The 13,067-nt window shown below is 48.6% G+C and carries 11 protein-coding genes; 8 read left to right on the forward strand and 3 right to left on the reverse strand.

The window, feature by feature from the left end; genetic code table 11:
• Positions 1-65 precede the first annotated feature (65 nt).
• Positions 66-1,577, reverse strand: coding sequence for a sulfatase family protein (locus GC097_RS29090; protein WP_171686774.1), 1,512 nt, complete (start codon positions 1,575-1,577; stop codon positions 66-68).
• A 129-nt stretch (positions 1,578-1,706) separates the two neighbouring features.
• Here GC097_RS29090 and GC097_RS29095 point away from each other — a divergent pair, with 129 nt between their 5' ends.
• Entirely contained in the window at positions 1,707-2,558 is an 852-nt protein-coding gene (locus GC097_RS29095) for an AraC family transcriptional regulator (RefSeq protein ID WP_171686775.1), read from the forward strand.
• 43 nt (positions 2,559-2,601) lie between these two features.
• On the opposite strand, the gene GC097_RS29100 is transcribed toward GC097_RS29095, so the two are convergent.
• Positions 2,602-3,408 carry a helix-turn-helix transcriptional regulator gene (locus GC097_RS29100; protein WP_171686776.1) on the reverse strand — a complete coding sequence of 269 codons (807 nt, stop codon included), beginning with the start codon at positions 3,406-3,408 and terminating at the stop codon, positions 2,602-2,604.
• Between the two features lie 175 nt (positions 3,409-3,583).
• Here GC097_RS29100 and GC097_RS29105 point away from each other — a divergent pair, with 175 nt between their 5' ends.
• The 3 genes from GC097_RS29105 to GC097_RS33960 all read left to right on the forward strand — a co-directional run bounded on the left by GC097_RS29105 (position 3,584) and on the right by GC097_RS33960 (position 5,969).
• Entirely contained in the window at positions 3,584-4,408 is an 825-nt protein-coding gene (locus GC097_RS29105) for a phytanoyl-CoA dioxygenase family protein (protein WP_171686777.1), read from the forward strand.
• Positions 4,409-4,536: 128 nt separating this feature from the next.
• Positions 4,537-4,758 carry a hypothetical protein gene (locus tag GC097_RS29110; protein WP_171686778.1) on the forward strand — a complete coding sequence of 74 codons (222 nt, stop codon included), beginning with the start codon at positions 4,537-4,539 and terminating at the stop codon, positions 4,756-4,758.
• Between the two features lie 74 nt (positions 4,759-4,832).
• On the forward strand, positions 4,833-5,969 hold the full coding sequence (locus GC097_RS33960; protein WP_216625933.1) for a stalk domain-containing protein: 1,137 nt from the start codon (positions 4,833-4,835) through the stop codon (positions 5,967-5,969).
• A 188-nt stretch (positions 5,970-6,157) separates the two neighbouring features.
• Here GC097_RS33960 and GC097_RS29120 read toward each other — a convergent pair whose 3' ends face one another.
• Positions 6,158-7,033, reverse strand: coding sequence for an AraC family transcriptional regulator (locus tag GC097_RS29120; RefSeq protein WP_171686779.1), 876 nt, complete (start codon positions 7,031-7,033; stop codon positions 6,158-6,160).
• Between the two features lie 129 nt (positions 7,034-7,162).
• On the opposite strand from GC097_RS29120, the gene GC097_RS29125 reads away from it, so the two are divergent.
• From GC097_RS29125 to GC097_RS29140, 4 genes are all read left to right on the forward strand, one after another.
• On the forward strand, positions 7,163-8,140 hold the full coding sequence (locus GC097_RS29125; RefSeq protein ID WP_171686780.1) for a Gfo/Idh/MocA family protein: 978 nt from the start codon (positions 7,163-7,165) through the stop codon (positions 8,138-8,140).
• Between the two features lie 31 nt (positions 8,141-8,171).
• Positions 8,172-9,158: a Gfo/Idh/MocA family protein gene (locus GC097_RS29130; protein WP_171686781.1), complete on the forward strand. Its 987-nt coding sequence runs from the start codon at positions 8,172-8,174 to the stop codon at positions 9,156-9,158.
• 678 nt (positions 9,159-9,836) lie between these two features.
• A complete protein-coding gene (locus GC097_RS29135) occupies positions 9,837-11,615 on the forward strand; it encodes a sensor histidine kinase (RefSeq protein ID WP_171686782.1) in 1,779 nt (592 codons plus the stop codon).
• Positions 11,616-11,731: 116 nt separating this feature from the next.
• Entirely contained in the window at positions 11,732-13,051 is a 1,320-nt protein-coding gene (locus GC097_RS29140) for an ABC transporter substrate-binding protein (protein WP_171686783.1), read from the forward strand.
• Positions 13,052-13,067 lie beyond the last annotated feature (16 nt).

A 13,067-nucleotide genomic window follows, 5' to 3' on the forward strand; every position in this document is an offset into this window, starting at 1 on the left:
AAATCAAAGGCTGCCTTCGCTTGATATAAGCGGTTAGGCAGCCTTTTCAATGTAAGGTGACTTCCCTATGCACCCCAGATACGCGGCATCGGCATCGATTCTTTGCCCAGCTCGGCCCAAATATAGCACAACAGCAGCTCCGATTTGAGCGCAGCGTGTTCAGGATCGTTCCACAGATTCCGAATTTCGCCCGGATCTTCGTGCAGATCAAAGATTTCACCGTAAGTTTGATTATAATATACGGTGATTTTGTATCGCTCGCCGACATACGTCTTCTGATGAATGGTCGTGGGCTCATGGCGGAATTCGCAGACGGCATGATTGCGGGCCTTACCAGCTTTCCCCGTCCATACCTGGCTTTGATCAACCCCCGTCATATGGTGAGGAATAGAGATGCCTGCCATGGAGAGGAAAGTGGGGGCCAAATCGACGAGCGACTGGATGGCCGTTGACGTTTGTCCCGCAGGCACCTGTCCGGGATATCGAACGATAAAGGGAAGCTTGATGAGATCCTCGTAATGAAAGCCACCTTTATATTGCAAACCGTGCTGACCAAAAAAGTGTCCATGATCGGTTGTAAACACCACGATGGTGTTGTCGGCGAGACCAAGCTCTTCCAGCCGGTCTAAGATCCGGCCAATATATTTATCCATACAACTAATCATTCCGTAGTAGGTTGCAACTAATTGCTTGCGCTCACTTTCAGGCAGCTTCGTGTGGGAATGATACCCATGTATGCCAAATCCGCTCTCCCGCAAATGGGAAAAATCAGGCTCCGCCTCTTGGGTTAATCCGAAGTGTGGCGGATTCCGGTCATGCTCACCAGGTGTGACGGTCGGTATCGTCAGTTGATCCGGGTCATACATCGTATCCCACGGAGCCGGGACCAGATAATCCGGGTGAGGGTCAAAAAAGCTGGACCACAAGAAGAAATTATCATCGGATTCCTTGTACTGCTGCAGCAGCGCGTTCGTTCTTTCGGCGATCCAAGTGTTGTAATGGTACTCCTCCGGAATTTCCCAATGGTGGAGCTTGGAAGGGTCCATCGTACCTGTAGGCGCAAGGAAATAATCCCTCCAGTTCGTGCATCCTTTTTCCTCCATCCAAATTGCGTAATGTTGTCCAACAAGCGCTTCGTTCGTATGATTGCGGGCCAGCTCCACATGCTCGAATCCATAGAAATCTTGATCGAATGACTTCCAGAAATCAAGGTCCTGCATAAGCGGCACAGATTCAAGCGAAGTGTAGGTTTCGGTTTCACGCAGCGGCTGGAAATGCGCTTTGCCGACTAAAGCGGTGCGATAAGCGGCTGCCTTGAAATCTTCACCGACCGTATGGCGGTCTTCGAGCAGCTTGGTGCCGAGTGTCCAAGCCCCATGTTGACTTGGGTGCATACCGGTAATGATGGAAGCGCGGGTAGGCGTACAAGTCGGATTCGGGCAGTATGCGCGTGTAAAGGTTGTGCCTTCCTGCACCAACCGATCCAGATTGGGCGTGGAAAGCTCAGAATTAAAAGCACCCAAGGTGTCCCAGTGCTGCTGATCGCTCGTGATCAAAAGGATATTAGGTCTTTTCAAAGTGTTTTCTCCTTTCTAATATGTAGATAGGGATATTTGATTTAAGTATAAGCGGGATAAGGTTATATCAAAATGACATAATGTTTTAAGTTTGTCATTATGTTGGATATAGGGAAAGGGTGAGGAGCCGTGCAAGAATATACGCTGGAATATGCGGATTACTGGTTTTCGCTGCCGCAGCCTGTGCAAACAGCGGGAGGCTGCTGGATTGTAAGGGCGGGGCAGAATGAAGCAAAGCCCAATTATGTGGCAGGCCCGAAAGTCATTAACCAGACAAGCTTCCATTGGATCATGCAGGGGAAGGTCAAGGTTTCCACAAATAATCAGACGATTGTGCTCTCGAAAGGCGATCTGTTCTGCCTATTTCCCCATCGGTCTTACACCTATGAAATGGTCCAGCATTCGGAGGCGAAACCGCTAAAAATGGTCTGGCTGGCCATGGAAGGCAATCAGCTTCCTTACCTAACAGCGCAACTTGGACTCACTACGGAGACGTTTTGGTTGAAAGAGATCGTAAATAATGAAATCGTAAGCGCCTTGCGGAGTATACTCGAAGCGGTTAGCCGGCCGGAAAAAGATGCTTTTCGTGAGCAAAGTTTACTGTATGATTTGTTTTGGAAAATGATGAACGCAACCATACGTTCAGCACCGGCAAGAAAGGCAGGCTGGCTTGACGATGTGAAGGATTATTTGGATTTGCATGCGACAGAACAAATTCGAATTGAAGATGCCGCCCGTTTAGTCGGCGTTCATCGCTCTCATCTGTTCACTTCGTTCCGCAAGCAATTCGGGGTGTCGCCGCAGCAGTATTTGCAGAAAATAAAGCTGGAAAAAGGGGCAAGCTTGCTGAGAGAGACAGCTTTATCCGTAACGGAAATCGCTTTATCGCTCGGATATCCGGAGCTATATTCCTTTACCCGCTCGTTTACCAAATACTTTGGCGTTTCACCTAGCACTTATAGGGGGAGGGTGATTGGATGAAAATGGTAATTGAAGCCGTTATCTGCAAAATGCAATCCCGTGATTAGTCTTTTAGACGGCGGAATGCGCTGGGGGACAAACCATACTTCCGTTTAAACAATTTGGAAAAGTGAAATTCATCATAAAATTGCAAGTGGGCGGCAATTTCCTTAAGGGAAACGTTCGTCGTTTCCAGAGATACTTTGGCCGATTCGAGCTTTAGATTCAAGATGTAATCGCTGGGAGATTGGCCCGTTATCGAGCGGAAGCGGGAGAAGAACGTTGTTCGCGACAAGCCGCTTTGTGCGATGAGCTCTTCGATCCGAATGGCTTTGTTCATATTTCGATGAATATAGATTAATATGTTGTTGAGCTCGGTATGGCGGGAGGAAGGGGCTGCCGAATGCTCTTTAGCGAAAAGGAGCAGCAATTCTTGCAGGATCATATTCGCTGAATAGGCGTAGCCAAAAGGTTCGGCAATCAACGTATCGATCATACGTTCACACAATTGAATGGCATCCGCCACTTTCCCCGTTGCTATTACACGGCCGACAGGCAGCTGCAGGAAGGGCATGACATCCAAGGAGCTGAAGTCAAGAAAATAAAACTTCCAATCGTTATTTTGGCATCTGTACGTAGAAGGAATCGCCTCTTGGACGAAAAAACAGGTGCCTGCGTGCAATTCGTGATGCTGCTCCCCTTGAGAAAGAATACCTTTCCCTTCGTAGGTAATAAACAGACCTGGAACATCAAACCCTTTCCCCTTGCTGATGTTGTAGGTGTCGTTTGCCTGAACTTTCCAAATGGAAATAAATTGCGGAAGCGGAATAGGTTCTCTATCTAAACCGTACGGGATATTCATATAGGACATGCTGCTTATCTCCTTGAAAAATGTTCTGTGGTACATTGAATTTGAAGTATTGACTATAAAATGTGATTCCTACACGTACAATTATACATGTAATAGCAACTTGAATCCATGGATGAAAGCGTGTTTTCCGCTTACACTTAAATCAGATGCCACACATAAAGGAGTGTATGTAATCATGATGGTGAAAGTAGGAAATCGCGAATTAGAGATGGATGGCAAGCAGTTGACGGAGCTTAGAAGCTCCAACGATATTATGCATGATAAGCAGGCGCTGCGGGAGCGGATGGAGGAAGACGGATATTTGCTGATCCGCGGATTTCATGACCGGGATAAAGTGCTTCAGGCCCGAACGAGCATTTTAGAAAAAATGGAACGGATGGGCAAGCTGGACCGGGATACACAGCTGGAAGAAGGCGTCATGGCCGACGGCAGCAAAACCATTTTCATGGGAGGAACGAATGAAGATCTGCCCGCGCTGTTGAATGTATTGAATGGCGAACATATCATGGGCTTTTTCGATGAATTCCTTGCCGAGCAGTCGCTTACGTATCATTACAAATGGCTCCGCGCCGTAGGCAAAGGCGATTTTACGGGAGCTCATTACGATATTGTGTATATGGGGAGAGGAACTCAGAACGTTTACACCGTATGGTCGCCTCTGGGAGACGTATCGTATGAGATGGGTGGACTGGCTATTTGCCTAGGTTCCCACCGTTTCGAATCGTTGAAACAATCGTATGGCTCCAAAGACTCGGATCGCGATGGAATCGGCCACTATACCGATGACCCGCTTGTCATTACAGAGAAGTTTGGCGGTCAGTGGGCGACAACGGAATTTCAGGCTGGGGATGTGCTGATATTCGGCATGTTTTTGATGCACTGTTCGCTGGAGAATACGACCAATCTCTACCGGCTAAGTGTAGATGCCAGATACCAGTCAGCCAGCGAGAAGGTCGACGAACGATGGAGCGGCAAAAAGCCGAAGGGGCACTTTAAATAAGATTCTAAAAGCAGAAGCGGCTTAGGACTAGTAATAACGTTCTAAGCTGCTTTTGCCATTCATACATTACTAGTTTTATTGTAAGCAGCCGGTCGCAACTGACCTAGCCGAAGGTGAGGTCGACGCCCATGCATAGGATGTTGGAGTCTGACGCGGATCTATTTGCCGCAGCGTTATCCCAAACGACGGTTTCCGTGCTGCAAACGGACGCTGACGGTGTTTACTGCGAAGTAGACCGCGGAATTATCGAGAAATTCACGGACAAATCCGTCAGATTAAGTACAATAACGGATGAAATTGCCTATTACTACAGGGATGATGGGACACTCTTTCGCGTGGAAACGGCCTGAATGGGCGGATAGCTTTCGAATTATTTAACGATAGGCTGTAAAATGGCCGACAACTGAAATGGAGGTTGATATTGTTGGGTAAATGGAAAGCGGGAACGGTCGGATTCGTCTGTGGAGCCTTATTCTTCTCAGGGCTTACCTACGCGGCGACCCCGGTCGGCATAGACGTTTATTTTCGAAAATTACAGTATTTTTTCGACGGTGTGAACAAACAGCCGCCGCAAGATTTGCAAGGTTTCATTTACAAGGATACGACGTACGTACCTCTGCGATTTTTGTCTGAATCGTTGGGGAAACCGGTCTCATGGGATGATGCGACAAGCTCGATTTATGTAGGGGATAAGCCGAGCCAGAGTTCTTCGCCAGGATCAGCGGCATTGCAAGTTTTTCCTAAGGATAATCCGTGGAATACGGACATTTCCAAATATCCGGTACATAAGAATTCTAAGCAGTATATGGCCTCCATTGGATTGAACACCAGTATGCATGCTGATTTCGGCACCACATGGCAAGGAGCCGATATCGGGATTCCGTATACGATTGTGAACGGCGATCAGCCGAAAGTGAACGTTACCTTTACGGACTATGGTGACGAGAGCGAACCGGGTCCTTATCCGATACCGGCCAACGCGCCGATTGAGGGCGGTCCTGACAGCGACGGCGACCGGCATGTCATTGTTGTCGATAAAGACAATCAATTGCTGTATGAATTGTACAACGCACACTACACGCCAACCGGTTGGAAAGCTTCGAACGGAGCGAAGTGGGATTTGAAATCAAACGCGCTCCGGCCCAAGTACTGGACTTCCGCCGACGCAGCCGGACTGCCGATCTTCCCGGGGCTCGTCCGTTATGATGAAGCCTCTGCCGGCGAAATCAACCATGCGCTGCGGTTCACGGTCTCAAAGACGCAGCACGGTTTTATCGCCCCAGCCACCCACTTTGCTTCGAACAGTACCGATCCGAATCTGCCGCCAATGGGACTAAGGCTGAGGCTGCGGGCCGATTTCGACATATCCGGCTATTCGTCTACGAATCAGGCGATCCTTCGAGCGATGAAGAAATATGGCATGATCGTCGCGGACAACGGCAGCAATCTCTACGTGAGCGGGGCGCCTGACCCGAAATGGGATGACAATGACTTGCATAAGCTCGGTCAGCTCAAAGGCAGTGATTTTGAGGCCGTGGACACCGGTCCAATTGAAAAATAACGCTGCAGCTTATGTACATCAAAGAGGATGTATAACAGGAAAATCTCCCACTAAATGGCTCTGACAGGCATCTGCAGTCAGATTAGAGGGAGATTTTTCCTTTAAATTGACTGCAGAAGCAAAATTGCACAAAGAGGGCATCTCATAAGTCATGAAAATGACTGGGGACACCCACCCTTTAGTTCACATCAGCTCTCCCACAGCAGCTTCCTCACATACTCCTTCGGCGTGCAGCCATTGTAACGCTTAAAGAGCTCGTAGAAATGAGCCATATTCTCGATGCCGACGGCAACTGCGATCTCGGTGACAATCTCCGTTTTGGTGATGAGCATCTGTTCGGCTTTCCGAATTCTTTGCCGGTTCACATAATCGGTGAACGAGAGGCCGACGCATTTTTTGAAAAATTTGGAGAAGTACGTGTAGCTCATGCCGGCAATCCGGCTAACTTCTTCCATTTCGATTTTTTTTCCTAAATGCGCCTCGACATAGTCCAGGATAGGTTTCATGACGGCTGCATCCACAAAGCCGAACGGCTGAAGCAGTTCTCTCCGGTCGTGGCGCAGCAGCGTTAGCAGCAAATGCTTGATATGCATGCTCATGGCGATTTCATAGCCTTTTGTTTTGTCCATCATTTCAGCATGAATGTCGATGATGATCCGGCCGATCTCTCGTTTTGCGTGCTCATTTTCGAGGAACATGTAGTTCAGGTCTTCGAGAGGCCGCACCATTTCCGAAAAATGCCGGTAATACATCATCATCGCAGGGTCGAAATAAGGCTGAAGATCGACGTGCAGCACGATATAAACGAGCGCTTCGTCCTCAGGCTTGCTGCTAATATGGAGCTGGGAGGAGCCGATCAGGACGACATCGCCCGGTGAAAGGCGGTACAGATTGTCCGGGGTGCGAATGTCAAGCTTACCCTGCTGCACAACAATTAACTCGACCTCTTTATGATAATGCCATTGCTGTCCGAGCGGCCTTTTCGGATCTGTATTGTTGAACTGCCAGACTTTCATACATAGATGCTCATTTTGATAATGAATCGGTTCTTTAAAAGTTTCCATGAGTTTGATCACCTTGTCCATCACGGCAAATTTGGATATAAACAAGACAAAACGCGTCATTTTTGAATCGTTGTCGAATCGTTATGATTGCATTAATTAGTATACAACAATTGAAAGGGCGAGTGAGAGATGAAAGTGGCAGTTGTCGGCTGTGGCGGAATGGGACAGTGGCATGCGCAGAGTTATGCGAAGATGCCCGGCGTAGAGCTGGTTGGCGTATGCGATCATGTCATGGCGTATGCGGAAGATGCGGCTAAAAAATGGGGAACGGCCGCATTTGGGTCGTTTGAGGAGATGCTTGCGGCCGTTTCGTTTGACGTGGTCAGCGTCGCAGTTCCTACTTTTGTACATAAAGAGGTTGTGCTCCAAGCCGCAAGAGCAGGGAAGCATGTGATTTGCGAGAAGCCGGTTGCGCTTCATCTGGAAGATGCACGCGAAATGATTTCCTGCTGCGAGGAAAATGAGGTCAGGCTGTTCATCGGACATGTCGTCCGCTTTTTCCCGGAATATGCGCAGATGAAGCAGCAGATAGATAACGGACACATCGGCAAAGTTGGAGTTGCGAATGCCCGGCGTGTGGGCGGTCATCCGGGAGAGGCCAGATCCTGGTTCATGGAGGCGGACAAAAGCGGAGGCGTCATCGTCGATTTAATGGTCCACGACATCGATTTCATGCGCTGGACGCTTGGCGAGGTCAAGTCGGTCTATGGGATGAACAAATGTGAGGGATCGATGGATTATGCACTCGTTACGCTTGTGTTTGAAAGCGGTGCGGTCGCCAATTTAGAGGCGTTCTGGGGATATCCGGGCTCCTTCCGCTATGCGGTAGAGTTTGCCGGCTCTGAAGGGCTTGTCCGCACGGACAGCATGAGCGCGCAGTCATTGCAAATACGGAAGGTTTCACCTAAGGAGAGCGGTGCGAAAGTAGTTGAAATTCCGCAAAGTCCGAACTTCTTTGATCCGTATTACATCGAGCTTGAACATTTTCTGACTTGCATCCGCGAAGGCAGCGATCCAATCGTAACGGTACACGATGCATGCAAAGCTTTGGAAATCGCCAAAGCCGCGCTCGAATCGATTCGTACCGGCAAAGTCGTGCTGCTATAGACGGAGCTATCCATTCCGGGAGGGACATATCATGGAAACTTTGAAAATAGGCATGATTAGCTTTGCGCACGGTCATGCTTTCAGTTACTTTAATAGCTTAAGAAAGCTGCCTGAGGTTAAAATCGTTGGCATCGCCGATGAAGTGCAGAGCCGTGTAGAAGACATCGTCGATCGCTATGAGGTGCCGTATTACGCAGATTACCGCGAGCTGCTCAAGCAGGATGTGGACGCTGTGGTCATATGCTCGGAAAACGTTCGTCATGCAAGCCTTGTGATTGAGGCAGCGAATGCGAAGAAACATGTGCTTTGCGAGAAGCCGCTTGGCACGACAATGGAAGAGATGGAGCGAATGATTGCTGCCTGCAAGCAAAACGGCGTTCAGCTTATGACGGCGTTTCCATGCCGCTACTTGGCGGCTGTGGTACGGGCGAAGGAAGCCATCGATCGAGGCGACATTGGTGACATTGTCGCGATTAAAGGGACGAATCATGGGGGCAACCCCGGAGGTTGGTTCATCGATAAGAGCTTATCAGGAGGCGGTGCTCTGTTGGATCACACCGTTCATGTGATGGACTTAATGAATTGGTTTCTGAAGTCGAAGGTGAAGGAAGTATACGCCTATGCCGCCACGTTGTTTCGGGAAGAGCTTGAGGTGGAGGATGCCGGCATGCTGCACGTTAAGTTCGAAAACGGTGTATTTGCCGTCCTGGACACGAGCTGGTCGCGTCCCAAATCGTTCCCGACTTGGGGCGACGTAACGATGGAAATTGTCGGTACACAGGGCGTTATCACCGTGGATGGCTTTGCGCAGAAGAACGATCTGTTCAGCAATGCTGCGGGCAAAGGACAGTATACCTTCTGGGGTGACGACATGGACGCGTTTATGATCCGCGACTTCGTCAAGGCTCTGCTTCACGGCGAACAAGTACCCGTCACGGGTGAAGACGGTCTAAAAGCAGCAGAGGTGGCGCTTGCCGCTTACGAGTCTGTCAAGCTTGGGCAGCCTGTGGCGATGTAGGTTAAGAGCTTGTTTCATCTAGTTCCTGGAGCTAGATGAAACGGGCTTTTTTTGTTGATTGTGCCTCTTATTTATGTGCGTGAGAGAGATACTTCATGTAGAGACGGCCATTATCCATGCCCAGTAGGAAAATATGGGAACTACAGGGCGTTATTTTGCTAAAAGCAGCCCATTAGGTGAGGGGTTAGGAACTAGGGTCCGCTATTTCACCATTCTGAGCAAAAAGTAGAGGATTGAGATGAAATAAGACCCTGCAGTTCCCCTCGGGTGCACGAAATTCCGCTTTTCGCCGGAATAAGGGAACGGAGTTCCCTCAACCAGGCGGATCTCAAGATGAGCCGTTGTCGAGGTGAGAAGCTGTCCTGTCACAGTTCAAAAATAATCAATTAAAGGACAAGAAATATCATGAGGCAGTCTCTCATGAACCGATATAATTTACTTGTACGCATTGGATTTCGTCCAGTAGATCCGTCCAGCGCAGAAGTGTGTTCCTGTACGCAACAATGTAAGCGTTTGCGAATTTGTCTGTGCTCTTCATTACGGCTTTCTATAACTGATCTTGTCGAAACTCCAGAAATTTTGACGAACACAAAAGAAATAAAAGGACATCTCACCAAAATGCCCGAATGTATGGGGAGAAAGTCTTTTACAATATTTTGACATGACGGGGTGCCCAGGATGAAGTTGTTAGCTAAACCGTGGACGTTTTCGGCGACGCTCCATGTCTTGTTAATCGTGATGGTTGTGTTCCCAATCGTAATTATTTCCACTATGATTCTGCAAGTATACAAACGTGATTTGCTGCAGCAAACGACTGAACGCTCGCTGCAGACGCTGCATGCGGTCACCTATTCCGCACAGCAGGAAATCAGCAAAATCGAGTATGTCACGGCCGCCATCGGCGTGGACCGGGATATTTTATCGATCGCAACGGCTTTGCATCAAGAGGATGAGAGCAACCGCTACGCTTACATCAATGCACTTGGACTTGCGCTTAGCCGGTATACGTATTCCATGTCGAGCCAGCTTTTGGCTATTCATTTCTTTTATAAAGATAGCGGCGTGTACTCTTTTCAACAAAATTTGTCTACGGATGAGAAGGAAGTCCGCCAAATGGATTGGTACCGGAAGACACTCCGCCAAACGGATAACGTCCAGTTTCTAGGTCTGCAGCGAACGATGCTGTTCGGTCAAACCGTTCCGCTCGACGTGTCAGCGGCAATTGCTCCGAGCTCTTACCACACGTTAAGCGATGTGGAAATGGTCTGTTTTACACTTAATCAGGAAGCGTTCGATAAAATTTTCCGCCAGCAGCCCTATGACAAATCCGCTTTTGTCATCGTCACCGCAGAAGGCCAGGTTGTTGCCGCCAGCAGCAACTGGGAGGCAGCCAGTGTGAATCCTGCAAGGCTAGCCCAAATCAGCACTGCCCGGGAAGGGCATTTTGTCGACAAGTCAGACAATCATGAGATGCTGGTAACGTATGCGGCCGTTGGCCAGACAGGGTGGAATGTCGTTCATGAAATTCCGTACAGCGAGCTGACGGCCAATTATAATCGCATTTATAAGATCGTCCTGCTCGTTACATTTGCTGTTATCGCGGTTTTCTTGATTATTTCCTTCTATTTGGTAAAAGGGTTGACCAGACCGATTCATGTGTTGGTACGCAAAATGTCCCTCGTCATGGAGGGAGATTTGAACGCCAAGATCGGCACATCTGGAATAGCCGAGATGGCTACGCTGGGCAGAACATTCAACCATATGCTGGATCAGATCAAGCTGTTGATTCGGCAGCGCGAGGAAGAGGAGCAAATGAAACGGAAGGCGGAGTTTGCCGCTCTGCAATCGCAAATCAATCCGCATTTTCTGATTAATACGCTGAATGCGATTAAGCTGATGGCGCTCATCAGCAAGGTGGACAACATCCGAAATATGACGAACGCTTTGATGCGGCTCGTTTCTTCTTCTTTTAACCGAGGCGGCATTCTCACACGCTTTTCCGATGAAATTGAGAATTTGAAACATTATTTATACATTATGGAAATTCGCTATGGTCATAAATTCGAAGTGGAATGGCGGATTGATCCGCAAACGGAGTCGAAGTATTTGTTAAAGCTGCTGCTGCAGCCGATTCTGGAAAACAGTATTGTACACGGGATGGCCGGCAAGGAGTCGCAGGGTAAAATTCGCATTGAAGCACGAATCCAGGAAGGAAGCCTGTATATCGTGATTGCCGATAACGGCGAGGGAATGACGGAGGAGCAGATTTCACAATTCCGGACGAAAAGCAGCCCGCATTCGTTTTCAGGAATGGGGTTTGCCAATGTGCATCATCGCATTCAACTGCATCACGGGGAAGACTACGGCTTACTCTTAGCCGCCAATGAGCCGGAAGGGACGAAAGTGACGATGAAAATTCCGCTTATTTTTAAAGATCGAGAAGAGGAATCGTTCTGAGTGTTCAAAAAAGATCAACTCTATAGCCGAAAAGATCATTTGGATGCGTTTACATCGCAGGTATGATAAGAGTAGAACAAACGATTAAAGAATTATTCATTGGAGGGGTAACGAAGATGGGAAAAAGAAGATTAGTGAGCACCGCATTAGTGAGTGGGATCGTGATGCTGAGTGCTTTAACAGGATGCGGCAAAGATACGGCTACGCAGCCTGCGGCGTCAACCAAGCCGGTAGAAACCCAAGCGGCAGCGGCGCCGACACCCAAACCGGCTGATCCGGTAAAGCTGAAGCTGGCGATGTGGGATGCCAAAGGAGACATTACGTTCTGGCAGGACAAAGTGAAAGAGTATACCAAATTGAAGCCGAATGTAACGGTTGAAGTGGAAAAAGTGCCCGACAACGGCGGCCAATATTTAAAGGTGCGCTTAGCTGCCAATGACTTGCCGGATCTGTTTTATTTAAAACCGGCGCATATGCAAATTTACAAACAATCGCTGCTTCCGCTCGATGATCTGAACGGGGCCAAAAACAACAAATTCCCGGCCAAAATCGATGGGAAAATATTAGGCGCGCCACTCGTGTCTTTCTCCGAATTCGTTTACTTCCATCCGAGCGTGTTCAAGGAACTGAACCTGGAAGTGCCGAAGACGCTGCCTGAGTTAATGTCTACGATGGAGAAAATTAAAACAAACGGCAAATATACGCCGATCGCCATTGGCGGTAAGGAAGACTGGACATTCTATCCGTTCATGGAGTTCGGTCCGCATATTCTTTCCGGCGATGAGAACTACTTGGCGACCTTGGCGAAAACACCTGAGCCATTTGGAGACGGCAGCACGTTCGATAAAGTCGGGAAAGTCATTAAAGAAATGTCGAGCAAAAAATTAGCCGGGCCGGATGCGCTCTCGATTTCTTTCGATCAATCCACGCAATTGTTCGAATCGAAGAAAGCGGCTATGATTGCTGCCGGTCAATGGTACTACGGCGATTATGCCAACCGTGTGAAAACGGACGAAGACTTGGGCGTATTCCCGCTTCCTTTCAGAAGCTCCGAGAGCGAGCCGTTAACGGCTATGACACTGTCTGACATGAACATCGGCATCAACAAAAACAGCAAAAACGTAGAGGAAGCGAAAGCGTTCTTCGAGTGGATGTTCAGCAAGGACGTATATCAAGGCTATATCAATAACGCGCAGCAGTTCTCCACCATCAACGGCGTGAACTCGGAAATTCCGTTCTTCAATAAGTGGACGGAGAAGTATCCGTTTAAACCGTTCATTTACAGTGCGACGGATGAGGCTTTTGCAAAAGTAAGCGGCGCAGCCCAATTTGATTTCAAAAAGGCGGCCCAAGAAATTTACTCCGGCAAACCGATCGAAACGTTGGAAAAAGACCTGAACAACAAGTGGAAAAAAGCGGTCGAATCGAACAAATAAGTTTGGAAGAGAGGGC

The sequence above is a fragment of the Paenibacillus planticolens genome, from assembly GCF_013141725.1.
In the GTDB taxonomy this organism is placed as follows: Bacteria; Bacillota; Bacilli; order Paenibacillales; family NBRC-103111; genus Paenibacillus_E; species Paenibacillus_E planticolens.